The sequence below is a fragment of the Pseudomonas sp. UYIF39 genome, from assembly GCF_029963765.1.
GTDB lineage: Bacteria > Pseudomonadota > Gammaproteobacteria > Pseudomonadales > Pseudomonadaceae > Aquipseudomonas.
Window position 1 is genome coordinate 30,458 of sequence record NZ_JALBYU010000001.1, and the last position, 25,332, is coordinate 55,789.

General features: G+C 59.1%; 25 protein-coding genes. 11 read left to right on the forward strand and 14 right to left on the reverse strand.

Translation table 11 applies throughout. The features are described 5' to 3' along the window. Window positions 1–27: 27 nt before the first annotated feature. Window positions 28–1,140 carry a succinylglutamate desuccinylase/aspartoacylase family protein gene (locus tag MO767_RS00135; RefSeq protein ID WP_282478874.1) on the forward strand — a complete coding sequence of 371 codons (1,113 nt, stop codon included), beginning with the start codon at window positions 28–30 and terminating at the stop codon, window positions 1,138–1,140. A gap of 186 nt (window positions 1,141–1,326) precedes the next feature. Further along, window positions 1,327–2,043 (forward strand): dienelactone hydrolase family protein, encoded by a 717-nt coding sequence (locus tag MO767_RS00140; protein WP_282478875.1) that lies wholly within the window; start codon window positions 1,327–1,329, stop codon window positions 2,041–2,043. A 3-nt stretch (window positions 2,044–2,046) separates the two neighbouring features. On the opposite strand, the gene MO767_RS00145 is transcribed toward MO767_RS00140, so the two are convergent. From MO767_RS00145 to MO767_RS00160, 4 genes are all read right to left on the reverse strand, one after another. Then, window positions 2,047–2,634, reverse strand: a complete 588-nt coding sequence (locus tag MO767_RS00145; RefSeq protein WP_282478876.1) for a hypothetical protein — start codon at window positions 2,632–2,634, stop codon at window positions 2,047–2,049. A gap of 713 nt (window positions 2,635–3,347) precedes the next feature. Further along, window positions 3,348–4,949, reverse strand: a complete 1,602-nt coding sequence (locus tag MO767_RS00150; protein ID WP_282478877.1) for a long-chain-fatty-acid--CoA ligase — start codon at window positions 4,947–4,949, stop codon at window positions 3,348–3,350. 21 nt (window positions 4,950–4,970) lie between these two features. Further along, window positions 4,971–5,711, reverse strand: coding sequence for a TorF family putative porin (locus MO767_RS00155; RefSeq protein WP_282478878.1), 741 nt, complete (start codon window positions 5,709–5,711; stop codon window positions 4,971–4,973). 87 nt (window positions 5,712–5,798) lie between these two features. Next, entirely contained in the window at window positions 5,799–7,538 is a 1,740-nt protein-coding gene (locus MO767_RS00160; RefSeq protein ID WP_282478879.1) for an amidohydrolase, read from the reverse strand. 107 nt (window positions 7,539–7,645) lie between these two features. Between MO767_RS00160 and MO767_RS00165 the strand changes: the two genes are divergently transcribed. Next, complete coding sequence (locus MO767_RS00165) at window positions 7,646–8,557, forward strand: LysR family transcriptional regulator (RefSeq protein ID WP_282478880.1); 912 nt, start codon at window positions 7,646–7,648, stop codon at window positions 8,555–8,557. Window positions 8,558–9,317: 760 nt separating this feature from the next. Further along, window positions 9,318–9,686, forward strand: a complete 369-nt coding sequence (locus MO767_RS00170) for a hypothetical protein (RefSeq protein ID WP_282478881.1) — start codon at window positions 9,318–9,320, stop codon at window positions 9,684–9,686. Between the two features lie 82 nt (window positions 9,687–9,768). Here the strand turns inward: MO767_RS00170 and MO767_RS00175 are convergent, their stop codons facing one another. The 3 genes from MO767_RS00175 to MO767_RS00185 all read right to left on the reverse strand — a co-directional run bounded on the left by MO767_RS00175 (window position 9,769) and on the right by MO767_RS00185 (window position 11,815). Continuing rightward, window positions 9,769–10,095, reverse strand: a complete 327-nt coding sequence (locus MO767_RS00175; RefSeq protein ID WP_282478882.1) for an antibiotic biosynthesis monooxygenase — start codon at window positions 10,093–10,095, stop codon at window positions 9,769–9,771. 28 nt (window positions 10,096–10,123) lie between these two features. Further along, a complete protein-coding gene (locus MO767_RS00180) occupies window positions 10,124–10,798 on the reverse strand; it encodes a glutathione S-transferase N-terminal domain-containing protein (protein ID WP_282478883.1) in 675 nt (224 codons plus the stop codon). An 84-nt stretch (window positions 10,799–10,882) separates the two neighbouring features. Further along, complete coding sequence (locus MO767_RS00185; RefSeq protein ID WP_282478884.1) at window positions 10,883–11,815, reverse strand: DMT family transporter; 933 nt, start codon at window positions 11,813–11,815, stop codon at window positions 10,883–10,885. A gap of 170 nt (window positions 11,816–11,985) precedes the next feature. On the opposite strand from MO767_RS00185, the gene MO767_RS00190 reads away from it, so the two are divergent. Beyond that, window positions 11,986–12,288 carry a hypothetical protein gene (locus tag MO767_RS00190; protein ID WP_282478885.1) on the forward strand — a complete coding sequence of 101 codons (303 nt, stop codon included), beginning with the start codon at window positions 11,986–11,988 and terminating at the stop codon, window positions 12,286–12,288. A gap of 64 nt (window positions 12,289–12,352) precedes the next feature. On the opposite strand, the gene MO767_RS00195 is transcribed toward MO767_RS00190, so the two are convergent. Continuing rightward, entirely contained in the window at window positions 12,353–13,141 is a 789-nt protein-coding gene (locus tag MO767_RS00195) for a hypothetical protein (RefSeq protein ID WP_282478886.1), read from the reverse strand. A 156-nt stretch (window positions 13,142–13,297) separates the two neighbouring features. On the opposite strand from MO767_RS00195, the gene MO767_RS00200 reads away from it, so the two are divergent. Further along, window positions 13,298–14,617: an Nramp family divalent metal transporter gene (locus MO767_RS00200; RefSeq protein ID WP_282478887.1), complete on the forward strand. Its 1,320-nt coding sequence runs from the start codon at window positions 13,298–13,300 to the stop codon at window positions 14,615–14,617. Between the two features lie 2 nt (window positions 14,618–14,619). On the opposite strand, the gene MO767_RS00205 is transcribed toward MO767_RS00200, so the two are convergent. Further along, window positions 14,620–15,516 (reverse strand): LysR family transcriptional regulator, encoded by an 897-nt coding sequence (locus MO767_RS00205; protein WP_282478888.1) that lies wholly within the window; start codon window positions 15,514–15,516, stop codon window positions 14,620–14,622. Window positions 15,517–15,627: 111 nt separating this feature from the next. Between MO767_RS00205 and MO767_RS00210 the strand changes: the two genes are divergently transcribed. Then, window positions 15,628–16,230, forward strand: a complete 603-nt coding sequence (locus tag MO767_RS00210; RefSeq protein ID WP_282478889.1) for an NAD(P)-binding domain-containing protein — start codon at window positions 15,628–15,630, stop codon at window positions 16,228–16,230. A gap of 100 nt (window positions 16,231–16,330) precedes the next feature. Here MO767_RS00210 and MO767_RS00215 read toward each other — a convergent pair whose 3' ends face one another. From MO767_RS00215 to MO767_RS00225, 3 genes are read right to left on the reverse strand one after another with little or no spacing between them, the layout of a single operon-like run. Continuing rightward, complete coding sequence (locus MO767_RS00215; protein WP_282478890.1) at window positions 16,331–17,512, reverse strand: acetyl-CoA C-acetyltransferase; 1,182 nt, start codon at window positions 17,510–17,512, stop codon at window positions 16,331–16,333. Window positions 17,513–17,523: 11 nt separating this feature from the next. Further along, window positions 17,524–18,189, reverse strand: a complete 666-nt coding sequence (locus MO767_RS00220) for a CoA transferase subunit B (protein ID WP_149630451.1) — start codon at window positions 18,187–18,189, stop codon at window positions 17,524–17,526. A 36-nt stretch (window positions 18,190–18,225) separates the two neighbouring features. Next, a complete protein-coding gene (locus MO767_RS00225) occupies window positions 18,226–18,924 on the reverse strand; it encodes a CoA transferase subunit A (protein ID WP_033058258.1) in 699 nt (232 codons plus the stop codon). Window positions 18,925–19,075: 151 nt separating this feature from the next. Between MO767_RS00225 and MO767_RS00230 the strand changes: the two genes are divergently transcribed. After that, window positions 19,076–19,972: a LysR family transcriptional regulator gene (locus MO767_RS00230; RefSeq protein ID WP_282478891.1), complete on the forward strand. Its 897-nt coding sequence runs from the start codon at window positions 19,076–19,078 to the stop codon at window positions 19,970–19,972. Here MO767_RS00230 and MO767_RS00235 read toward each other — a convergent pair whose 3' ends face one another. Then, entirely contained in the window at window positions 19,973–20,815 is an 843-nt protein-coding gene (locus tag MO767_RS00235; RefSeq protein WP_282478892.1) for an NAD-dependent protein deacetylase, read from the reverse strand. It abuts the gene before it with no gap. A 49-nt stretch (window positions 20,816–20,864) separates the two neighbouring features. Continuing rightward, on the reverse strand, window positions 20,865–21,911 hold the full coding sequence (locus MO767_RS00240; RefSeq protein ID WP_282478893.1) for a class I SAM-dependent methyltransferase: 1,047 nt from the start codon (window positions 21,909–21,911) through the stop codon (window positions 20,865–20,867). Window positions 21,912–22,342: 431 nt separating this feature from the next. Here MO767_RS00240 and MO767_RS00245 point away from each other — a divergent pair, with 431 nt between their 5' ends. The 3 genes from MO767_RS00245 to MO767_RS00255 are packed head-to-tail and all read left to right on the forward strand — an operon-like array spanning window position 22,343 to window position 25,290. Continuing rightward, on the forward strand, window positions 22,343–23,677 hold the full coding sequence (locus MO767_RS00245) for an acetamidase/formamidase family protein (protein ID WP_282478894.1): 1,335 nt from the start codon (window positions 22,343–22,345) through the stop codon (window positions 23,675–23,677). 28 nt (window positions 23,678–23,705) lie between these two features. Beyond that, complete coding sequence (locus MO767_RS00250) at window positions 23,706–24,545, forward strand: DUF692 domain-containing protein (RefSeq protein ID WP_140682144.1); 840 nt, start codon at window positions 23,706–23,708, stop codon at window positions 24,543–24,545. Continuing rightward, window positions 24,538–25,290, forward strand: a complete 753-nt coding sequence (locus tag MO767_RS00255) for a putative DNA-binding domain-containing protein (RefSeq protein ID WP_282478895.1) — start codon at window positions 24,538–24,540, stop codon at window positions 25,288–25,290. The genes MO767_RS00250 and MO767_RS00255 overlap by 8 nt, the downstream gene beginning before the upstream one ends. Window positions 25,291–25,332 lie beyond the last annotated feature (42 nt).

A 25,332-nucleotide genomic window follows, 5' to 3' on the forward strand; every position in this document is an offset into this window, starting at 1 on the left:
CGTAGCACGCGAACACAGGAGCACCCCATGCAACGCATCGACCATTCACTGCCCTGGAGCCACCTGGGCACCGAACGCACCCTCAGCGTGTTTCGTTATGGCGCGGGCACTCGCAAGGTCTACATCCAGGCCAGCCTGCACGCTGATGAACTGCCGGGCATGCGCACGGCCTGGGAGCTGAAAAAGCGTCTGACCGAACTCGAAGCCCAGGGTCAGTTGCAGGGCGTGATCGAACTGGTTCCGGTGGCCAACCCCATTGGCCTCGATCAGCACCTGCAAGGCAGCCACATGGGCCGCTTCGAGCTGGGCAGCGGCAAGAACTTCAACCGCTCCTTCGTCGAACTCAGCGCACCGTTGGCCAAGTTGATTGGTGATCGCTTGGGCAGTGACGCGGCTGCCAACATTGCGCTGATTCGCCAGACTATGGGCCACGTACTCGACGGCTTGCCGGCACCGACCTCGCAGCTCGAAGCCATGCACCGCTTGCTGCTGCGCCACGCCTGTGATGCCGATATCACCCTCGACCTGCATTGTGATTTCGACGCGGCGATTCATCTGTATGCCTTGCCGCAACACTGGCCGCAGTGGCAATCCCTGGCGGCGCGTTTGAAGGCCGGGGTGGCGTTGCTCTGTGAAGAATCCGGCGGCAGCTCATTCGATGAGTCGTGTTCAACGCCGTGGTTGCGCCTGGCAAGGGCTTTCCCTGAGGCCGCGATCCCGCCGGCCAACCTGGCGACGACGCTGGAGCTGGGCAGCATGGGTGATACGCGAGTCGATCAGGCTCAAGCCAATTGCGAGGCGATTCTCGGCTTCCTCGCCGAGCAAGGTTTCATCAAAGGCACTTGGCCTGCGGCACCGAGCGAATGCTGTGAAGGCATGCCGTTCGAAGGCACCCAATACCTGTTCGCGCCGCATCATGGGGTCGTCAGTTTCTTGCGCGAATCCGGTGAGTGGGTGGAGAAGGGGGATGCGCTGTTTGAAGTGGTCGATCCGCTGAATGATCGGGTCACCACAGTTTGCGCCGGAACCAGTGGCGTATTGTTTGCCATCGATCGTGGGCGCTACACCCAACCGGGTACATGGCAGGCGAAAGTGGCGGGGCGTGAGCCGATTCGGGTTGGGAAACTCATCAACGACTAAGAATTTTCGTTGTTTTTCAGGGCCTCATCGCGGGCAAGCCCGCTCCCACATTTGGAATGCATTGTAAGCCATGCCCCGGGGGGGGGGGGCTTGCCCGCGATGGCGGCTTTAGCAACACCGAATATGCCCTGTCAGCTTCACAGTGTTAGGCTCTGCGCCGAATCCTGCACTTGTGAAGGAAGGTTTATGTTGAAGTTTCTCGCTCTGCTGACACTCCTGGCGTCCACCGCCGTCCACGCTCAAATCCCGCTGCAAACCGATCTGCCGCTCAAGTATCTGGAGCAGGCCAATATCGAATCGCGCGATCAGCCCTTGGTGATTTTCCTCCACGGTTACGGCAGTAACGAGCAGGATTTGTTCGACATCAAGGATGAGTTGCCCGCGTCCTACAACTTCCTGTCGGTGCGGGCGCCGATGGTGATGGAGGAGGGCAGTTACAAGTGGTTTCGCCAGAAGGGCAACGGTGCCTACAACGGTGAGACCGATGATCTGAAAAACAGCGGCAAGGTCTTGCTGGATTTCGTCGCACAGGCGGCGAAGAAATATCACACCGAACCGAACAAGGTGTTCCTGGTCGGTTTCAGCCAGGGCGCGATCATGTCCTACGAGGTGGCGTTGCGTCATCCTGCGGCGGTCGGCGGGATCGCGGCATTGAGCGGGCGGATTCTGCCGGTGCTCCAGTCCGAACTGAAACCCGATGAAAACCGCCAGAAGCTGGCGATTTTCATTGGTCATGGCACCGCGGACAAACGCCTTCCGTACATCGATGGTACGGAGGCCGACAGCCTGTTGCAGAGCCTGTCACTCAAGCCTGAATTTCATGCCTACCCTGGCGTCGGTCACACCATCAGTGCGGCCGAAATGCAGGACTTGAGCGCGTGGTTGCAGCGCCTCAATCCCTGATGCTTACTTGCCGGAGACGATCTGTTTGACCAGCGTCTCGTGGCCAGCATTGTCACTGAGGCGGGAAATCACCTGAACGATCGCCATGCGCGTGTTAGACGCGGCCATCACTGTGGTGTCGAGGGTTTTGCCGCCGCCCTGGGTGGCGGTGCTGTCGATCTGCCGCAGCCCCAGGCCAGTGCCTTTCTGGGTCAGGCTTTTTTCGCTGAGCTTGGTGAAGTCCGGCAGCGCCGTGGCTTGTTCGGTGGCGAAGTCAGACGCCGCGGAGTCGAGGAACTGACCGTCGTTGTCTTTGACGTTGAGGCCGCCGGGGATAGTGTTTTCAGCCGCGATCACTACGGTTTTAGTGGCCTGATTGGTGTACATGGTGCCCGTTGCCCCAGCGGTGCCGGTGGACGCGTCGCCGGCAGGCAGCGGGTTGGCGATGAAACCTTTGGGCAGGGTGAACTTGAACTTGCCGCCGAGCATCGAGACGGTCTGTGCGGGCGCGGTATCGCTGGCAGTGGCCTTGGCGGCCTGCGCATTCAGCGCTCCCAGACTGGCAGCCGCCGTCAACAAAAGGGCAACGGCTTTTTTACTCAACAATGACATTCAGAAACTCCAGGGATGGTCGGTCTCGCGGTGGGGGGCGATCATCCCATGGAGGTTGCGGCGCATTCCAGCGCGGTCTAACGGACGGTCACGTTCTTATGGCTACTTATGGGCCCGCTCCAACCAACCACTGCTGAGCGTCATCGGCCTGGAACGGCCACTCACCGCACGCATCGACGGCGCCACCACCGTCTTCAATTCCTACGGCACCGGCCTGCGTCTATGGGGCAACCGCACCGCGGCCTGGCCCAATGTCACCCACATGCGCAACTTCGAAAACGTGCGCCGCACTGATCTCCGATTCTTGCCGGTGCTCGCTGGTATTTGGTCGATTTCTGTCGGTCGCTACCGGCAGAAATCGGCCAAAAGCAGTCTATCGACAACAACAATGCTGCCTGATTATTTGCGGATACCAAAGTTCAGGGCGTGCCCCTGAACAATTGATGCCTTCCAGGGATACTGTTGTTGCATGATAAATACCAAAATTTTCACTCACTTTTCCTACTGCAATTGCAGCCAAGCCGAAAAAGCCATAGGAGAGCCTTCGCTAGCTATGGCTGCTTGTCGCCTGATGACCTGCACCGTATCCAGGGTGCAGACAATGCCAAGTGGAACCCGACTTCTGAATCAGCACTTCGTCAGTGTTACTGCCTATGCGATTTATCGCGTTTCAAGTAGCCAATTGCTGCATTGCTGCATTGCGCACCGGCGTTCTAGGCAATTTGACGAGCGCGGTTCTCCCAGAACGGCTTGCGCAGTTCGGTTTTCAACACCTTCCCGACACTGGACAATGGCAACGAGTCCCGGAACTCGACACTACGCGGAACCTTGTACCCGGCAATGGATTCGCGGCAGTGGGCGATAACCTGTTGCTCGGAGATGCATGCTCCAGGATTGCAGACGATCACTGCGTGAACAGTTTCGCCCCACTTTTCGCTGGGAATGCCTATTACTGCAACCTGGGTAACGGCCGGAAGTCTGACGATAATGTTTTCGACCTCGGCGGTAAAGATGTTCTCGCCGCCACTCACAATCATGTCCTTCAGCCGGTCGCAGATATAGACGAAGCCATCTTCGTCCATGTAGCCGCCATCGCCAGTGTGCATCCAGCCGTTTCGCAGCGCTTCGGCAGTGGCTTGCACGTTGTTCCAGTAACCGAGCATGACATTCGGCCCGCGTGCGACGATCTCCCCCACGGTGCCACGTGGCACCTCCCGATCTTCGGCATCAACGATACGGATTTCAACGCAGTTGACCGGCATCCCCGCCGAGTACATCTTACCGCTGCGCTGATGCTCCTCGCAGTGATACTCGGCATTGAGGATGCATGCAAAGGGAGACAGTTCGGTCATGCCGTAGCCTTGGATGAAGTCGGCTGCCGAAAAGGACTGGCGGGCTTGGTCGAGCAGTGCCGGGGAGATTGCCGAAGCGCCATAAGTGATTTTCCTTAGCGAGCTCAGATCAAGTTGGGCCGCAGCGGGATTGACTTCGCGCCAATCGAGGAGTATCTGCAGCATGGTCGGCGCCAGCCTGGTATTGCTGATCCGTTCCAGGCCGATGCATTCAAGTACCTCCTGCGGTTTGAAGGCGGATAAAACCACATGCGTACCGCCGCTAATGAACAGAGAGACCATTGCCGACAGATCGGCTATATGGAACATCGGCATGGCATGCAAGAAGATGGTCTGAGCTCCGATCCCGGTCTGGTCGAATGTGGCCAGGGCTGATAAAACGAGATTGTTATGACTGAGCATTACCCCTTTGGGGAAGCCCGTGGTTCCACCAGTATAAAAGACGCCCAGCAGAGAATCGCCACCACGAAGGGCATCTTCGACCGACTCATACTGGGTGATCAGCATTTCGTAGTTGAGCATGCCCGGCGGAGTTTCGCCGTCGCCGGCATAAATCATCAGGCGCAGGGTTTTCGCAGCAGCGCTGATTTTTCCTGCCAGATCCAGGAAACTATCGTCGACGATCAGTACACAGGTTTCAGAATCGTCCAATGAATAGACGATCTCCGCAGCGCTCCAACGGATGTTCACCGGGTTGAGTACGGCATCGGCCCAAGGGACCGCCAGACAGTATTCGATGTACCGCTGCGAGTTCAGCGAAAGCATTGCCACCCGCTCGCCGCTGGTCACGCCCAGGCCTTTTAGTGCGCCGGCCAGACGGGCGACTCGTTCGCCCAACTGGGCAAAGCTCAGACTACGACCTTGGTAACGAATAGCTGGTGTCTCGGGACGCTGTTGCATATGGCGATGCAACCCTTGGGTCAAGTACATCGAAATCTCCTGCCTTGTTTTTTTGAGTTGCAAATTTCTTAACTGAAGGTTTGATCAGAACGTCTTGCTGGCACTGACCACTACAGTCGCCGTGCACACATCGGTGTAACCGTAGTAACTCGCGCACTCGCTCTTGGAAAGATCCGTGTCGACGTAGCTAAGGCCCCAGTCGACCCCAAATGCGCTGCGGGTCAGCTTGGCTTCCCATTCGTGATAATCACCTCGAGCCTTGCCACTGTTTGACAAAAACACATCATCCTTAAAGTCGAAACGTCCATAGCGGACCTCCAGTCCGACCTGATCCACAATTTCATGGCTGTACCCCAAGTAGGTGTAGAGTGTGTCCTGATCTTTCCCTACAAAGTTCTTCAGATCGTTGGAGTAATAACTGCCGAACTTGAAGCCATAGGCTTTGAGAATGGCGTAGACCTCACTCATGTTGAACTGTGCTTCCTTGGCATAGGTGTACTTGAGATACCCCACATCAAGGCTGACATCGTCATTGAATGGAATGAAAAAGCCTGCGTAGTAATCTTGTTCCAGCCGCGTTTTCAGGTTCATCCCGAAATCGACGTTTGAAGTCCATACGCCCGCATAGGCACCGCTGCTGTGTATCAATGTGGCCTCCAACTGCGCTGCCGGGTCACCCAGCGTCATGGACAGTCCGCGGCTACGGTAATCGCTGACCACCTGCGGTTTCAGCTCCAGTTGCAAGTTGTCGGTCAGCGTCACGGCGCCCGCCCCAAAGGGAAAAAGCGCACAGCCGACAAGGGTCGTAATAGCAAGACGATGCATAGGTTGAATCCTGTTTATTATTATTGGCAGGCAAGGCTTTGCCCTCCCCATGCCCCGAAGGGCAAAGGTCAGGCTTACGTTTAGGGATTACGGGTGGCTGTAAACTTCGCGCCCGGAAAAGTAGGTCTTGAGTACTTGGGTGTCGGCGAGTTGCTCTTCAGGCACGTTGAATACATCGCGATCAAGCACGATCAGGTCAGCTTGTTTACCCGCGGTGACAGAGCCAATTTGGTTCTCTAAACCGATCGCGCGGGCGGCGTTGCGGGTATAGGCATAGAACATCGTTTCCCGATCGATATCCTCATCCTTGTTGAGCACGCCCTTGGGGCCTTTGCGACTGATGGCCTGCCCAATAGCTTTCCACGGATTGGGCGTACTGACCGGCCAGTCGCTGGCACCCGCAATGGTCGCGCCGTTTTTCAGCAGCGATCGCGCCGGGTACATGAACTGAAACTGCATTGCACTGATGTAGGGCTTCAGTAAATCAATGCTCAACTCATCCGCTGACGCCCAGTACAGCTGCATGGAAGCAATGACATTCAAGGGTTTGAAACGGGCGAATTCCTTGGGATTTACCATCTGCAAATGGGTGATCGAATGCGTCACGCCACTCTGTCTGTCATGCCTGGCCTGCTCGATCCCATTGAGCGCTTCGCGTACCGCCCGGTCGCCGATTGCATGGACATGTACCAGCCAGCCACGGGCATCCGCGGCGCTGACCAGTTCACCGAAATGAGCCGGATCGATCAACAACTCCCCGCCTTTCTTTGAATTCTTGTAGGGGGTGAGCAACGATGCGGTTTGTGCAGGAAACTCAGCAACGCCATCGGCAAAGATCTTGATGCCCGGCAGGCTGAGATTTTCGACACCAAGGAACTGCTTCCTGACCTGATCCAGCACGTCCAGATCCGCAGGCGCGCTTTTCGGATTAGCAACCATCAGCGCGGCGACTCGCAACTGAAGCTCACCTTTTTCCGATAACGCTTTGTAGACAGGCAAAACCCCCAATGTCTGCGCTGTGGGCTTGAAGTCGAACAGCCCATCGGCTGGCATCGCATTAGCCGCAGGGTCCATCAGGGCGGTAATGCCCAGGCTGTGGTTCAGGTCACGCGCCGCACGGCCCGCGGCCATCAGTTGATCAAAAGTCGGCGCCGGCAATTGCGACATCACCGCAGACAAACCCGCGTCAGCCACGAAGCCGTTGGGGGTGCTGTCCTCATGATGGCCGATGGTCGCCACCGCTTCGCCTTTAAGCGACTTGACCCGCTCGGCATCGATGCCTGCTCGCTTGAGCATCGCCGCGTTGGCCCAGCCGGTGTGATAATCCCAGCCGATGAAAGCAATCGGTGTATCGGCCCATTCGCCATGATTGAAGCGCTTTTCAAATTGAGCCACTTCACTCCAGTAAGTGGAGGGGAAACCACCGACCGCCAGACTGTCTCCGTGCTTCGCCTTGCCGTCGTCTCGCCACGCGCGCAAACGCTGCTCCAGTTCGTCGAAGGCCAACATCTGTCCTTCGAGATCTGCCGACTTAAGCTTGACGCCGCCAAAGACTGCGTGGCTGTGGCTATCAATGAAGCCTGGCATGACGACCTTACCCTTCAAATCCACCACTTGGGTCATGGCATCTTTGAGCGAAAGAATCTCGACATCACTCCCGACCTTGAGGATACGGCCATCGGCTACGGCGACGGCTTGTTGCAGCGGCTGACCCGGCTCAGCCGTGAACACCTTTGCGTTGTACAAGAGCAAGTCCACAGCCGCCATGCTTTCCATTGATGCAAAAGCGACCGCAATTGCCAGTGTCGTCCCGAGAGCCTTCTTCATTGCCTGAACACCTTTTCTTATTAGAGTGTTCGGGAGACTATCCAAACGAGGCGATGTTAAGAATACCTAAACCCCGAAAGACATACTTTCCAGAAAGGTAAAAGCGAATGGACCAGCTAGGCGCTATCAGTATGTTCGTCGCCACGGCAGATCAAGGCAGTTTTACGCGCGCAGCTTCGCATCTGGGCAAAACCACGTCGGCTCTGACCAGGGCGGTAACCCACCTTGAGACTGAATTGGGCACACGTCTTTTTGAGCGCTCTACCCGCCGAATTGCCCTGACTGAGGCCGGGCAGATCTATCTGGCAAGCGCTCGACAGGTGCTGATTCAGCTACAGCAAGCTCGGGAAGATCTTGATCAGCTCCAGCAGGAGATGTGTGGCACCTTGCGAGTAGCGGCGCCACCGTCCTACGCTCCAGCGTTTCTGAATGCGGTGTGCTGCCGCTTTCTTGATAGGTACCCACAGATGCGTCTTGAGGTAGTTCTCACCGAAGAGTTCGTGGACCTGCTTGAGGGCAGCTATGATCTTGCTGTACGTGACGGACCTGTGGGGCCGGATCTGATCGCCCGACCACTGACCGTCAACCGTATCCGACTTTACGCCAGCCCACGATATCTGCTGCGCAAGCCTCTTGAAGTCATACCGCAAACGTTCGATCAACATGACTGGTTGATCTATCGACACCCTGCACTGAACCCGCATTACTGGTGGTTGACCCATGACGGTGAACGCCGGCGCATATTGCAGCCTGTGCCTCGCCTATCTAGCGACAACTATGATCTTCTGTTTAATGCACTGTTGGATGGGCAGGGATTGCAATTTTGTCCACAGTGGAGTGCTGCTCCCTATTTGCGGCGTGGCGAACTGGTGCAACTGCTCCCCGATATAGACCCGGATCCGGAGCAATTCGGTTCTACAGTCCATGTGATCTATCCGGCACACAGACGCCACACACGCAAACTCCTAGCCTTTATGGAATGTCTCAGCAACTACTTAGAAGAAGAGGCGCTGCATTAGGGGCAGCAAGGTACTGAAGAAATGCGCTCACTCGGAAGGTTTTCTATGACAACCATCAGTGGATAGCATCCCTTCATGACCGGCAGCTATGGGTCCAGGCTGTGTGAAAACGCATGCACCTTTTTGAAGTCTGCGTTGCTACGTAAAATCTGCTGATGCTTGTGTAATCAGCAGACTAGAAATTTACGTAGGAGCGCGATTTTTGTTCCAGCCCCGACTGTCAAACGTGTTCTAAAACGTTTTTACACAGCCTCGGTCGTTCTCTGCCGGTTATGTCCACGAAGCGTGCCGGTCAAGTCCGATGCAAATGACGGGTCAGGTCGAATGCAAATGGGTGGGCAAGTAGGTGTAATCACCCAGCCAAAAAACGGGCGATGAAATTCTCGGCTTTTGATGCGCATAAACACGTATCAAGGTTCGCGTTTAAAGACACCCGCTGTTACGTCCTTTCGGCTACAACGCCTTGCGTCGTTGCCTACGCGTACGCCAGAATCCGCTGGCTTGTGCGCCTGTGGGGCGGGCTATATCGTTTCCCTGTCACTGAAAAACAGTGATCGGGTTTGGTAGACCCGTAGCATCGACGCATAGCGTCACCTTTGGCGGTCCTTTCCCAGGGCTGTGGTTTCATGGTGGCCATGCGTAGGGCTCCTCCGGGGGCGCCGGTTCCGATGCCCGGTCTACCAACCTCCGTATGGCCGCCACCCTCCGTTTGGTAGCGAGATGGTGATGGCTCCAATTAAGCAGCATCGGAGTTTCATCTATGTTCAAAGTTACGCCCAACCCCCCGAATACCGGTCCGGTACCCTACGACGTCTTTCGTGATCTTGACCCCAAGAAAATGACAGAGGCGGCCGACCGCGCACTCAGCTTCTACCTCAACCCCGGGGCGTCGAAAACGCAGATACCGCCCCGTAAGCCCAGCGCCATTTTCACCATCGACACAGCGGTGGATGACGAAACGTTGCTCGTCGAGGCCTGCGAATCGTTGGCAGCAGCCAGCGCCATAGTCAACGATCTCACCGACTTAACGGACGGCCCACGACGGCAAACGATGCTGGTGCTGCAACGGGTCATCATGTTGGGGGAGTTAGCGGTCAATCGCGTACTGGATAACCACAAGCCTGGGTAGTAGCCAGGCGGGTAGCGAGGGCGCTTGCGCCCTCGCTGTTTAGCAGCATTCACGCGGCTCGTGGTCATGCAGGAAGGTCCGTTCAGACCCCACGTCGCACCGGATAGCTCTTGATCACATCCAGAAACTCAATGCGACGTTCGCTGGCCAGTAACTGCGGGAGCAGCTGTTCATACGCCTGGCGATACGGCTTGCTCAGGTGACGCGTGATGAAGTCGTCCTTGCTGCAGTTCCAGGTTTCGTAGAGCACCAAGGTGTTCGGGTCGTCCTGGAGTTGGTGGACCCAGGTGTTGACGAAGTCCGGCTCGGCCGACATCTGGTGCACCACGTCCAGCAGCCGTTCTTTCATTTCGGCGAAACGTTCCGGTTTGGCCGGCAGGTAAACGATAAACGCGACTTGATCACTCATTTCATCACCTTCGAATGCTGTGAATGGGTTACTGCGCCTGGTTCTGCGGGAACAGGTTGCGACGGGTTTCTTCGTCGAACTCGGCCTTCAGCACCAGTTTCTCTTTAAGACCGTGGGCCCGCTGGGCGGCTGGTCGGGCGCTGATTTCATCGAACAGGCGCTTGACGTTCGGGTACGCCGCCAGACCGTTCTCACCGAGGATGTACGGCGCGTAATTGGCCCAACCCCAAAGCGCCATGTCGGCGATGCTGTAGGTGTCGCCGGCCAGGTACTGATGGTCGGCCAGACGCTGATCGAGTACGCGGTAGTGACGTTCGACCTCCTTGAGGTAGCGGTTTTTCGCATACGCCAGGTCCTCCGGTGCGTGGTGAAGGAAATGCACCGCCTGGCCGGAAAATGGCGACAGCCCAGTGGCGATGAACATCAGCCATGACAGTAGGTCGGCTTGCCCGGTCACGGAGGTCGGCAGGAAGCGCTGATGTTTTTGCGCCAGGTGCAGCAGGATCGCCTGGGAGTCGAAGACGGTTGCGTCGCCATCGACCAGGGCTGGCACTTTGGCGTTCGGGTTGATCGCCAAAAAGGCCGGCAGGTGTTGCTCGCCTTTGAAGGTGTCGACGCCGATCAACTCGTAGGGCGTTTGCAGCTCTTCGAGCAGCAGGGCGACTTTCATCGGGTTGGGCGAAGGGTGGAAAAAGAACTTCATGGTGTAGGCCTCAGTCAGTGGTTGGTTTTGAACTGAGGCTGATGTTGAAGTAAACACGTTCGAATGACGTGCGAGCTTTTTGCTTTACTCGTTCGAAACTATTGAACATGTTATCGGCACTTTAGCGGTTGATCGCGACGTGGCGATCACTGCACCGGCGATAATCAGCAGCGCGGGGACGATCAGAATCGGGCTGGCATGGCTGCGTCCCACGGTGATCAGCAACAACGTGGAAATCAGTGGCGCCAGGTAGGACAGCGCCCCCAGCGTCGCCAGGCTGCCGTGTTTGGTAGCGTGGTCCCAGGCAAAAAACGCCAGACCTACCGGTCCAAGCCCGAGGACGACAATCGCGGTCCATTGGCTGAAGTCGGGCTGTACCGTGGTTTCGAATGCCAGGTGACAGGCCAGTCCGGCCACGGCGACCAGGCCGCAAATGCCGCCAATGATGCTGCTCGGTACTTCGCTGAACCGGCGGTTGATCACCGAGTAAGTCGACCAGATCAGTGCACAACCGAACGCCGCGAGATAACCGGCGATGGGTATCGCGGCATCAGCATTCGGGGCACGCTGCTGCATGATGAAGGCGGTTCCGGCCAAGCCCAGCAGTGCGCCGAGCAATTGCCGTTTGTGCAGCTTTTCTCCGGCTGAAAACGCCGACAGCAGCACCAGCAACAGTGGCCAAAGGTAGTTGATCAGACTGGCTTCGGCCGCCGGGGCGGCTTTGAGTGCGAAAAAGTACAGCGCGTGATAAACGAAAATTCCGACGAACCCGGTCGCCCATACAGCCCAGGGCTGCCGCCAACTGCTGAAGCCGGCGAGCCCGCGTCGGCCCAGAATCCCCAGGCTCGCCGCGAACGCTATGCCGAAGGTCAGCGTCAGCAGTTCAAAGGGGGGAACTCCTTCGGTGAGGGTGGTCAACAGCGCCAGGCAAGACCAGAGAATGATCGCGGCTACGCCAACAGCGGTAGCTGAGCTGGGAGGTTTGTGGACGGAGGATACCGGGATCAAGTCAGTCATGAGTGCCTCTCCATGGCAATAAGCGGGCACCCTGCGGTATAGCTTGATATTGGCATCAGCCAATACCGTTCGTCGAAACTGTTATATATAACAGCTAGGCAGCACGTTGTCGGGAGAGAAAGAATGAACTTGATACTTATCGGGTGGCGATAAGTCAGGGAGCTACGAATATGGCAAATTCGAAAATCGTAATTAGCAAAATTGAACAGGAAAATTACTTCACCTGCATTTTTGGAGTAATGCCTACGGCCGATTTCGCTGAAATCCAGGCGTTTTACTACAGCAAATACAATAAATGGGAGTCTATGGGAACCTATCAAAACTATGACACTGTCAATTTCAAAATGCAGGCGAGCAACACGCCTGCAAGAGGTGGAAAATTTTCAGTGGTAGTGTGTTTGCAAGAGCATGGCTCTCCACCCAATGCCAGTTGCTCGGATCCTTTTATCCATGATTTTCCCGATTTTGGTTAGCCGTCGAGGCTGAGCAATGAAAGTGCGGCGCCCAGCGTTGTATCGGGTGCCGACCAACTGCCCTTCAGCGTGAAGGCGTTACGATGGGGCGACTATTTTTATCTGAGCGTATTACTAACCACTTGGTAACTAATAGCATCACCAATGAAACCACCACCCCCATCCCGAAACCCCACCAGCCAAACCTCGGCAACGCCAGTGCCAACACCAGGCAAAACGCCGCAAACGAATACATCCCTGTAGCGGTGGCCCGCAACAACGCAGCGGTAAACGCCGGTCCGCGGGTTTGTTGGGAGAACACCGCCATCACGCTGCCCAGCACCGGGAATACGGCGAGCAGGCCGCTCCAGCGTTCGCCGACGGTGCTGGCCAACAACGTGACGGCGAGGGTGAGCAGCGCGCCGGCAATCATTCGCAACATCAATTTGTCGGACTTCGGCTTTGGGCCTGAAACGATTGGCTGTACCGAGGGAAACAGATACGGCGCCGCCAGCAGGGCGGTTGCGGCGGCGATCACCGAGAACAGCAGGGACGGCGCAATCAACGACAGCACAACGGCCGCCGTGGCCCAGACCAACAGCGAAATCAGCAGCGCCCACGGCCACTTCGCGCGTTGTGCAACCTGAGCGTAGGTCACGCAAAAGGCAATCATCGCGAACATCGCCGACAGCGCTGCCGTCGCCGATTGAGCGGCGAACACCTGGCCTTGTTCGATGGCGAGAAAGAACAGAATTGGCCCGACCACCACCGGCAACCCCGACAACCAACCGGCGACACTCGGTCCCCAGCGCTTACCGGCCAGGGAAATCAGCAAGAGAAATCCTGGGATGACCAGCAGTTTGAGTAGCAGCACGCACGTACCTCCGACCTGAGTGAGGCGGCAACGTTAGCATTGCGGACGGTGGATTGCTCTATCGATCAGCTGGTTTTGTATACAAAGCTGCTTCCCCTTGGGGGCGCAGGGCGAAACGTCTAAGCTGCCCCCTCCCATTTGTTTCTGGATGTTTGCGTGAAATTCAGTTTGCCCAAAACCGCCACGGCGCCATTTTGTCCGCCGGAAGTGGCCGGCAGCGTTGCCGTCGATCCCCGCGCCTCGTTTTTCAACCGGATGCTGCGCTTTGCCGGTCCTGGCTTGCTGGTGTCCATCGGCTACATGGACCCGGGTAACTGGGCGACCGCCATCGAGGCCGGCTCGCGGTTTGGTTACAGCTTGTTGTTCGTGGTGCTGCTGGCGAGTCTGGCGGGAATGGTGGTGCAGTGTTTGTGCTCGCGCCTGGGCATTGCCACCGGGCGTGATCTGGCGCAGTTGTCCCGGGAGCGCTACAGCACGCGCACCGCACGGACCCAGTGGGTGTTGGCGGAAATCTCGATCATCGCCACTGACCTGGCCGAAGTGCTCGGCTGCGCCCTGGCGTTCCATTTGTTGTTGGGCTGTTCGCTGACCTTCGGCATCGCGCTCACGGCGTTCGACACGTTGCTGGTGCTGGCCCTGCAAAACCGTGGCTTCCGCCGACTCGAAGCAATCATGCTGGTGCTGGTGGGCACCATCGGCGTGTGTTTCTTCGTTGAATTGCTGTTGATCAAACCCTACTGGCCGGACGTCGCCCGGGGTTTCACGCCGTCACTGTCCGCCATCGGTGCCGCTGCGCCGCTCTACCTGGCCATCGGTATTCTCGGGGCCACGGTGATGCCGCATAACTTGTACCTGCACACCTCCATCGTGCAGACCCGGATGATCGGCAAGGACCTGGCCAGCAAGCAGGACGCGGTGAAACTGGCGCGCATCGACACCATCGGTTCCCTGGCGCTGGCGTTGCTGGTCAACGCAGCCATCCTGATCCTCGCCGCGGCGGCGTTCCACAAGACCGGGCATACCGACGTGGTCGACATCCAGGACGCTTATCATCTGCTCGACCCGTTGGTGGGAGGGGCGTTGGCCAGTGTGTTGTTTGGCGTCGCGTTGCTGGCTTCGGGGCAGAGTTCGACCTTCACCGGGACCATCGCGGGGCAGGTGATCATGGAGGGCTTCCTGAACCTGCGGATTCCCTGCTGGCAACGGCGATTGATCACGCGCGGGCTGGCGCTGATCCCGGCGTTCATTGGCGTCTGGCTGATGGGTGACAATGCGATCGGCAAACTGCTGGTGTTGAGTCAGGTGGTGCTGAGTCTGCAATTGCCGTTTGCGTTGTATCCACTGATTCGCATGACCAACGACCACACGCTCATGGGACCGTTGGTGAATCGCTGGCCGACGCGGGTGCTGGCGTGGGGGTTGTTTGTGGTGATCAGCGGGGCGAATAGCTGGTTGATCTTGCAGTTTCTGGTTTGACCTCAGCGGTGTGAAAACGCCTCGACCACAAAATCGATGAACACCCGAGTCTTGGCCGGCATCAACGTCCGGCTCGGGTAATACAGCGAAATCGGCCCCGCGTAGGCGTGCCAGTCGGGCAGCAGGCGCACCAGTTCGCCACGCTGGATATTGGCCAGCACATCCGGCAACACCAGCAGGGTCACGCCCAGGCCGAGTATCGCCACTTCGCGCATGGCGGCCGGATCATTGAGCACAATGTTTTCATTCAAATTGGCCGGTGCTTCGTTGCCTGCGCCATCGTGCATCAGCCATTGGCGAATCCGCCCGGTGCGGGTGCCGCGCATCACAAGGCCGGTGTGTCCGGACAGGTCTGCCGGACTGTCGGGCAGGCTGCGTCCTGCGAGGTAGGCGGGAGAGGCGACCGCCACCACATGCGCCGCCGCCAACGTCCGCGACACCACCCCGGGCGTCAACTTGAAGCCGCCGCCAATGGCCGCGTCATACCCTTCGGCAATCAAATCCACGGGGCGGGTTTCGAAGTGCCATTCCGGGCGGATCAGCGGATAGCGCGCCAGGAACGCCGGCAGTAGTGGCAAAACATGATCGATGCCAAACGTCGGCGCCAGACTGACCTTGAGCAAGCCCGCCGGCTCGCCTTGGTCACTGCTCACCGCGCTGATCGCGGTTTGTAACGCTTCCAGATTGCCGCCGATGCTCGTCAGAAAGTGTTCCCCGGCTTCGGTCAGGGACAGCTTGCGGGTCGAGCGCTGGAATAGACGCACACCGATGTTACGTTCGAGCATCGCCACGTTGCGGCTGACAGCGGCAGGGGTCAGCGCGAGCACCCGTGCAGCGGCGGAAAAACTGCCGGTTTCGGCACTGCGGACAAAAGATTCGAGGTTGGCGAGGGTTTCCATGGCAGGCACCTGCTAGTCATGCTTGAAGATCATTCAAGGCATTACCGGCTAATCAAGCGCTAATGGCAAGCGCAGTATTCACTCCAACGACAACCCTCGGAGTGAACAACCATGAGCACCATCGGAATCATTGGCGCCGGCGCAATCGGCGCAGCCTTCGCCAGAGCACTGTCGCGTCAAGGCATTGAAGTGGTTATCGCCAACAGCCGTGGCCCGCAAAGCCTGGCCTCGCTGGTGGAAGAGCTAGGACCCACGGCGCGTGCCGGAACCCGCGAGGAGGCCGCCGCGCAAGCCATCGTGTTGGTCGCGGCCAACTGGTCGAAGTTGCCGACCGCGCTCGCCGGCCTGCCGGATTTTGGCGGACGGATAGTCATCGACGCCAACAACTCAATCGAGGCGCCATCGTTCAAGGCGGTGGATTTGCAGGGCCGCACCTCCAGCGAAGTGTTTGCCGAATGGGTGCCCGGTGCGCGGGTGGTGAAGGCGTTCAATCACCTTCAGGCGCGTTTTCTGGAAAGCGATCCGACGGCGGAGGGCGGGCGGCGGGTGCTGTTTCTCTCGGGTGATGATGCCGATGCAAAAGCTCAAGTGGCGGCGTTGATCGAACAGCTGGGCTTCTTCGGGATTGATCTTGGGGAATTGAGCGTCGGAGCGCGGCTGGTGCAGTTTCCAGGCGGTCCGCTGCCGGTGCTGAATCTGGTGAAATTTGCCTGACAACCAGACAAAAAGAACCCGGTGCGACGTGAGTCGCACCGGGTGTTTTGCCAGACGGCGAACGGATATTCGTGGGTCCCCGCGCCGTCTGTTGAACGCTTTACGCCCGTTCGATCGCCAGTGCCACGCCCTGACCACCACCGATGCACAGGGTGGCGAGGCCTTTCTTGGCGTCACGCTTGATCATTTCATGCAGCAAGGTCACCAACACTCGGCAACCCGATGCACCGATCGGGTGGCCCAGGGCGATAGCGCCGCCGTTGACGTTGACCTTGTTCAGGTCCCATTCCAGGTCCTTGGTCACCGCCAGAGATTGCGCAGCAAAGGCTTCGTTGGCTTCGATCAGGTCCAGTTGGTCGATGGACCAGCCGGCCTTGTCCAGGCAACGACGAGTCGCGCTGACCGGGCCGATACCCATGATCGCCGGGTCGACGCCCGCATTGGCGTACGCGGCGATTTTTGCCAGCACGGGCAGGCCGAGGGCCTTGGCTTTCTCGGCGCTCATCAGGATCACGGCGGCGGCACCGTCGTTCAGGGACGAGGCGTTACCGGCGGTCACCGAACCGTCCTTCTTGAAGGCGGGTTTCAGTTTGCCCAGTGCTTCTGCGGTGGTACCTGCTCGAGGTTGTTCGTCAACCTGGAAGGCAACCGGATCGCCCTTGCGCTGAGGAATCAGGATCGGCGTGATCTCATCGGCAAAGCGCCCGGCTTCGATGGCGGCCGTGGCTTTCTGCTGCGAGGCCGCGGCGAAGGCGTCTTGCTGTTCGCGAGTCAGGCTGTACTTGTCAGCCAGGTTCTCGGCGGTGATGCCCATGTGGTAATCGTTGAACGCATCCCACAGGCCGTCGCTGATCATGGTGTCGACGATTTGCGCGTTACCCATGCGCAGACCGGTGCGCGCACCGGGCATGACGTAATTGGACAGGCTCATGTTTTCCTGGCCGCCGGCAATGATCACGTCGGCATCGCCGCAGCGAATCGCCTGAGTGGCCAGGTGCAGTGCTTTGAGGCCCGAACCGCAGACCTTGTTCAGGGTCATCGCAGGCACGGTGAAGGGCAGGCCAGCCTTGATCGCGGATTGGCGCGCAGGGTTTTGCCCGGCGCCGGCGGTCAACACCTGGCCCATGATCACTTCATCGACTTCAGCAACGTCCAGGCCGGTTTGCGCCAGCAGTTGACGGATGACCGCAGCACCGAGGTCAACCGCGGACACGTTGGCCAGGGCACCCTGGAAACTGCCGATGGCGGTACGGGTGGCGGCGACTATGACGACTTCTTGCATGGAATGATTCCTCACTGGGCAGCGAACTGCATTTGCGGAACGTGATCCGGCACGATCAGTTTACCGGCGGTCTTGGCGACAATCTCCTCGACGCTGACGCCCGGTGCACGCTCCTTGAGAATGAAAGCGCCGTCCTTGATTTCCAGGTAGGCGAGGTCGGTCAGCACACGCTTGATGCAACCAGCGCCAGTCAGCGGCAGGCTGCATTTGGACAACAGCTTGGACTCACCGTCCTTGGACGCGTGGGTCATGATGACGATGATGTTGTCTGCGCCGGCCACCAGATCCATGGCGCCCCCCATGCCCTTGACCAGTTTGCCGGGAATCATCCACGAGGCGATGTTGCCTTGCACGTCTACTTCAAAGGCGCCCAGCACGGTCAGGTCGACATGACCACCGCGGATCATCGCGAAGGACTCGGCCGAGGAAAAGATCGACGCGCCGATACGGGCGGTCACGGTTTGTTTGCCGGCGTTGATCATGTCGGCATCGATGGTTTCTTCAGTAGGAAAGGGACCCATGCCCAGCAGGCCGTTTTCCGACTGCAGCATGACTTCCATGCCTTCAGGAATGTAGTTGGCGACCAGGGTCGGAATGCCGATGCCCAGGTTCACGTAGAAGCCGTCCTGCATTTCGCGGGCGACGCGTTGAGCCATTTGTTCGCGGGAAAGTGCCATTGTTGTTATTCCTTCATTCGGTCCGGGGGCAGGGGATCACTTACGCACGGTGCGCTGTTCGATGCGCTTCTCGAACGTGCCGCAAATGACCCGGTCGACGTAGATGCCAGGGGTGTGGATCTGCGCCGGGTCCAGCTCGCCGGGCTCGACAATTTCTTCGACTTCGACCACGGTGATCTTGCCGGCAGTGGCGGCCAGCGGGTTGAAGTTCTGGGCGGTGTGGCGATAGATGACGTTGCCGAAATGGTCGGCTTTCCAGCCTTTGACGATGGCGAAGTCACCGGTGATGGATTCTTCCATCAGGTACTTGCGACCGTGGAATTCGCGCACTTCCTTGCCGTCGGCAACCGGAGTGCCGACGCCGGTGGCGGTGAAGAAAGCGGGAATGCCGGCACCGCCAGCGCGCATTTTTTCGGCCAGGGTGCCTTGAGGGGTCAGGACGACTTCGATTTCGCCTTTGAGCAGTTGGTCTTCGAACAGTTTGTTCTCACCGACGTAGGATGCCACCACTTTGCGGATCTGCCGGTCTTCCAGCAGTACGCCTAGGCCGAAACCGTCGACGCCGCAGTTGTTGGAAACCACGGTGAGGTCACGCGTGCCTTTGCGCTTGATCTCGGCGATGAGGTTTTCCGGAATCCCGCACAGACCGAAGCCGCCGGCGATCACGGTCATGCCGTCTTCAAGTCCTGCCAGAGCTTCCTCGTAGGAACTCACGCGCTTGTCGAAACCTGCCATATGCACCTCTTTTATTCTTTGTGGGCGGCTGGCTAGCCGTATGGGATAGGAGTGTCTCGCTGAAGGATTCATTTGTTAAGTTGATTTTTAAGGTTGATTGATAGATAAAACTCACCAATCAATCATCTGTACTACGTTGGAGCCAGTGGTCATGACAGTCAAGCAGATCAGGGCATTTTTGGCCGTGGCCCAGAGTTTGAGTTTTGCCGTGGCCTGCGAGCGGTTGCACCTGTCGCAATCGGCCTTGAGCCTGACCATCAAGGCGCTGGAGGAGGGGCTGGGCGGGCGCCTGTTCACCCGCAACACGCGCAATGTTGCGCTGACGGCGGAGGGAGAATCGCTGGTGCCACTGGCGCGTCGCCTGATCGCCGACTGGGACAACGCCGAGGATGAGCTGCGGCAACGCTTTACCCTCCAGCGCGGTCGCGTGACCCTGGCGGCGATGCCTTCATTTGCCGGCAACCTGTTGCCGCCGATCCTGAAAACCTTCCGCGCGCGCTACCCCAAGGTCAATGTCACGGTGAACGACGTGATCAACGAGCAGGTGCTGGAGATGGTGCGTGACCGGCAGGTTGAGCTTGGGGTGGCTTTTGAGCCGACTCAGAGTTCATCACTGGCATTCACGCCGTTGTACATGGATCGGTTTGTTGCGGTTGTGCCGAAGGACTCTCCTTTTGCCGAACGGGAAGACATCGATTGGCAGACCTTGCTCAAGGAACCGTTCATCACCTTGCAGCGCCCGTCGACGGTTCGGGTGATGCTCGAAGAGCACCTGCAGGCGCGTGGGATGAAATTGCCGGTGGAGTTTGAAAGCCATCAGTTGGCGACAGTGGGAAGGATGGTTGCCAGTGGATTGGGGGTGAGCGCGGTGCCGGCGTTGTGTGTCGGGCAGATGCTGGAACTCGGCGCGCGGTGCATTACCTTGCGCGATCCGGTGGTGGAGCGGGCGATCGGGGTGCTTACCAAGCCTGGGGTTGAACTGTCGGCGGCGGCGCAGGCATTGTTCGACGTTCTCAAGGAAGAAAACCTGGGCCAGCGCCTTAACTGATCAGGGTGAGAGGTGTTGTGTCAGCAGGGGGAGTAGCTGCTCGCACGACCCCTCAATCTTCAAATCCAGCAAATCATCCGCCCGAGTCTTCCCCAGATTAATCGCAATCAACGGCTTCCCCTGATCCGCCACCGCCCGGCATAACCGAAACGCCGAATACGCCATCAACGAAGACCCGACCACCAGCAACCCCGCCGCCTTTTCGACCGCCGCCATCGCTTTGGCCGCTGTCACCTGCGCCACATTCTCGCCAAAAAACACCACGTCGGGCTTCATCCGCTCACCCGCGCAGTGCGGGCAATGGGGCACTTGAAAGCGTGCCTCAAACGCCGCATCCAGCAACGTGTCGCCATCTGGCGCTTGCACCGCGTCCACGCCGGCCAGATACGGATTCTGCGCTTCCATCAGTTGCTGGATTGAATCCCGCTCACTGCGCTGCCCGCAGTCCAGGCACAACACCCGGTGCAGGCTGCCGTGAAGTTCGATGACGTCATGGCTGCCGGCCTGGTCGTGCAGGGTGTCGACGTTTTGAGTGATCAGCCCGCTGATCTGCTGCGAACTTTGCAAATTGGCCAAAGCCTCATGGGCCACATTCGGCTGGGCCTGGCGCACCCGCGGCCAACCGAGCATCGCCCGCGCCCAATAGCGACGCCGGGATTCGGGGGCGCAGAGAAACTCCTGATACATCATCGGTTGCCGGCCACGCCGCACGCCCTGGTTGTCGCGGTAGTCCGGAATGCCCGACGGAGTGCTGATGCCCGCGCCGGTCAGGACCACAAACGGCTGGTCGGCCATTAACTGCTGAAGGTGGTCGAGTTGTTCGCGGATGAGGCTGTCGAGCATGTTCAACACTCCGGAGGGTCTTCGGCAGCCCCACAATAACTGACGGTAGTTATTTACGCGCCTCCAGAATCAGGTTGAACGGTGTTTCCGTGGCCCGCCGGAACGTCTTGAACCCCGCCTCGGTGAAGACCTTGCGCAGCCGCGCCTCGCCAGCCTGAGCGCCGAGCCCGAGGCCGACCTCCTGGGACAGCGAGTTCGGGGTGCAGATGAACGTCGAGGCGGCGTAGAACAAGCGGCCAACCGGGTTGACGTTGTCGTCCAGCGAATCGTTGGCGAACGGTTCTACCAGCAGCACCGTGCCGTCCGGTTTCAGCGCGTCATATGCGTGCCGCGCCGCGCCCACCGGGTCGCCCATGTCGTGCAGGCAGTCGAAGTAGCAGACCAGGTCATAGTCGTCGCCGGGGAAGCTTTTTGCCGTGCCCTGGAAGAACCGCGCACGCCCGGACACGCCACCTTCTTCAGCACGCTGGGTGGCGACGGTGACGGAGGGGGCGTGGTAGTCGAAACCGACGAACCGCGAATCCGGAAACGACTGGGCCATGATCACGGTGGATGCGCCGTGGCCGCAGCCGATATCCGCCACCTTGGCGCCAGCCTCCAGTTTGGCGACCACGCCTTCGAGCGCAGGCAGCCATTCGGCGACCAAGTGCGCTTTATAACCTGGCCGGAAGAACCGCTCCGTGCCGCTGAACATGCACGGATGGTGATCGCCCCAGGCGAGGGCACCGTCGCCGCGCATGGCGTTAACCAGTTTGTCCTTGTCATGGAAGAACGATGCAACCACCCCGATACCACCCGCCACATAGACTGGCGAGTCTTCGATCGCCAATGCCAGGGCTTGCTCTTCGGGCAGGCGGAACTGGCCGTCGCGGTGTTCCATGTAACCGGAAGCGGCGTGGGCGCTGAGCCATTCGCGCAGCAGGCGGGTGTTGCAGCCGGTTTTGTCAGCGAGGGCTTCAGGGGTGACTGGCTGACTGTCGGCCATGGCCCGATACAGCCCGAGCTCTTCTCCGACGATGACGTTGGCGAGCATCGCCGCGCCGCCCATGTCGTTCACCAGTTTGCCCATGAATTCATTGAGTCTGGCCTCGTCCATCACGCGTGCTCCTTTAGCAGGATCACAGTCCAGAGGCCTTGTTTTTCGAGGTGATCACCTCTGGGCGGTGGTCGTGGGAATGAACAGGACGATAAGCACGCCCTGCGTGCATTAAGTTTAGTCCAGGGGACGTGCACCGCTTCTTTGAGCGACGAAAGCTCATTTCCCTGACTCACACCGGACCCTTGTGGGAGCGAGCTTGCTCGCGATAGCGGTGTATCAGTCGTCAAAGATGTTGCCTGACCCACCGCTATCGCGAGCAAGCTCGCTCCCACAGGGGATTCGTGTACTGCGTGTATTCCACTGTATCCGACGGGCTTCTCGATACAGTTTCCCCCAATACCAGGCCACTGCCGAACACAGTCGAGATACAAACCTGCGATGAACTGCGTAGGCCATTTGGCACCCTATACACCGTGAAGGGGACAACAATGACTACGCTCCGGCCTGAAACCGACCTGAAATCTACACCCGTCAATCGCCTGCGCGTCGACCAATACACCAGCGGCATCATCGGCCCAAGCCAGCCGATGCTCGGGCCACTGGCCGACGGCGGCACCCCGATCACCGGCACACCGCCGGGCTGTTGGGGGCCGATGATCACGCCGGCCTTCGAGGGTGGCCACGAAGTGACGCAACCGGTGGCCATTGCCGGTGCGGAGATCGGCGACGCGGTGGCGATCAAGATCAAAAGCATGCGCGTCACCTCGCTGGCCACTTCGTCCGGGGTGATGAGCTTCGTTGAAGGTCGCTACCACGGCGATCCGTTCGTCTCCAAATTCTGCGCCAAGTGCGGCACTGAACATCCGGCCAGCCATGTCGAAGGCATCGGCGAGGACGCGATTCGCTGTAACAATTGTGGCGCCGAGGTCAGCGCGTTTCGCTTCAGCCACGGCTATGTGATCGTGTTCGATGCGCAGAATCAGGTCAGCCTGACCGTCAATCAGGACGTCGCCAATCAACTGGCCGGTAACGCAGCCGAGATGTCGGCGCTGCCTGAATTCGCCGCGCAACATTCGATCCTGTCCCTGGCGCGCGCCGACATTCCCGGCGTGGCGGCGCATATGCGGCCGTTCCTCGGCAACATCGGCACCACGCCGTCCCGTGATTTGCCCGACTCCCACAACTGCGCCGATTTCGGCCAATACCTGATCGGCGCGCCGCACCGTTTCGGCATGACCCGCGAAGAACTGCACGCGGCCAAGACCGACGGTCACATGGACACCAACTCGATCCGCGAGGGCTGCGTGTTGATTTGCCCGGTCAAGGTGCCTGGCGCCGGCGTGTACATGGGCGACATGCACGCCCAGCAGGGCAACGGCGAGATCGCCGGGCATGCCACCGATTGCTCCGGGGAAACCGAAGTGGTGGTGGAAGTGGTGAAGCACCTGACGCTGGAAGGGCCGATCCTGCTGCAAAACCTCGACGACTTACCACCCATGGCCCGGCCGATGAATGCCGGGCAGCGGCAGAAAGTCCGCGAGCTGGGCGAGCGCTGGGGCCAGCACGAGATTGAGCAGAGCGGGCCGATCACCTTTATCGGCAGTGGCGAGAACCTCAACGTCGCGGTAGAGAATGGCTTGAAACGCGCCGCCTCGGTCACCGGTCTGCCATATGACGAAGTGCTCAACCGCGCGACCATCACCGGTTCGATCGACATCAGCCGCTTGCCGGGCACCGTGCGCGTGACATTCCTGTGCCCGATGACCGTGCTCGATCGGATCGGCATTGGCCATCTGGTGCGCGAGAAGTACGACCTGGCGTAACGCGCTGACAATCATTGAGATCGACATCATGCAGACCCCCATCACATCAGCGAAGGCGACCGTAGGGCTCGGTTTGCGTCGCGGTTTAATGAAGGACCTTCAGGCAGCCCGTGTGGGCGATTTCGATTTTCTGGAAGTCGCACCGGAAAACTGGATCGGCATCGGTGGCGCTCATGGTCATGCGCTGCGTGCCCTGGCCGAGCGTTATCCGTTGTCCTGTCATGGCTTGTCCCTGTCATTGGGCGGCCCGGCACCGTTGGACGTCGGGTTTCTGCAGGAAGTCCGGGTTTTCCTCGATCACTACAACGTGCCGCTGTACAGCGAACACTTGAGCTACTGCAGCGATGACGGTCACCTTTACGACCTGCTGCCGCTGCCCTTTACCGAAGAAGCGGTGCATCACGTCGCCGCGCGAATTCGCCAGGCTCAGGACATTCTTGGTCGGCGCCTGGCGGTGGAAAACGTCTCCTACTACGCCGCGCCACAGCAAGACATGGACGAGCTGACCTTCACCAACGCGGTGCTGCGCGAAGCCGATTGCGACCTGTTGCTCGACGTCAACAATGTGTACGTCAATTCGATCAATCACGGTTTCGATCCGCAGACATTTCTGGCCGGCATCGATTCGGGCCGGGTGGTGGCCATGCACGTGGCCGGGCATTTCGACGAGTCTGACACCTTGAAAATCGACACCCATGGCGCCTCGGTGAAACCGGTGGTCTGGTCGTTGCTGGCGGAGGCTTACGCTCGATTCGGCGCGCAGCCGACGCTGCTGGAACGGGATTTCAACTTCCCGGCATTTTCTGAACTGGTGGCGGAGTTACAGACCATTCGCCGCCTGCAAACCGAGGGGGTGAACCGTGGATAAGCCGAGCCTGTTTCAGCAGCAGAACACCCTGGGCCTTTACCTGCGCGATCCCGATCATTGCGCGCCACCGGCCGGGATGGACGTGACACGGGCGCAGGTTTACCGCGACCTGATTTTCGCGAACCTGTCGTCGTTGCTCAGCGGGACCTTTCCGGTGCTGATCAAGATTCTCGGTGATGAACACTGGCGTTCACTGGTACGGATTTTCCTGCGCGACTACCGCGCGCACACGCCGAAATTCGGCGAGATCGCCAAGGAGTTTGTCGAGTTCATGGCCTCGGAACCGCAAGCGTTGGCCGAAGGGTCGTGGCCGCCGTTCATGGTGGAACTGGCGCATTACGAGTGGATCGAGATGGCATTGCAGCAGTCCGAGGCCGAACCGTTGCCGCTGAGCGATGCCGGGTTGTTGCTGGACCGACCGTTGCAGGTTTCGCCGCTGGCCTGGCCGTTGGCGTATGCCTGGCCGGTGGAGTTGGTGGGGCCGGATTATCAACCGCAGACAGCGCCGGCTCTGCCAACGTTGCTGCTGGTGCGTCGGGCTGAGGACTGGAGTGTGAAGTTTTCGGCGCTGAGCCCGTTGGCCTGGCGGTTGTTGCAGCGGATTGAGGGATTTCCTCACCTGGACGGGCGTGAGCAGCTGGGAGGATTGGCGGTGGAGGCGGGGATGGCTGGGTCGCCGGAGTTTATGGAAAGTGGGGCGGTGTTGTTGCGGCAGATGCATGAAGAAGGGGTGGTGGGCTACTGAAAACACCACCAATCCCCTGTGGGAGCGAGCTTGGTCCGGGCG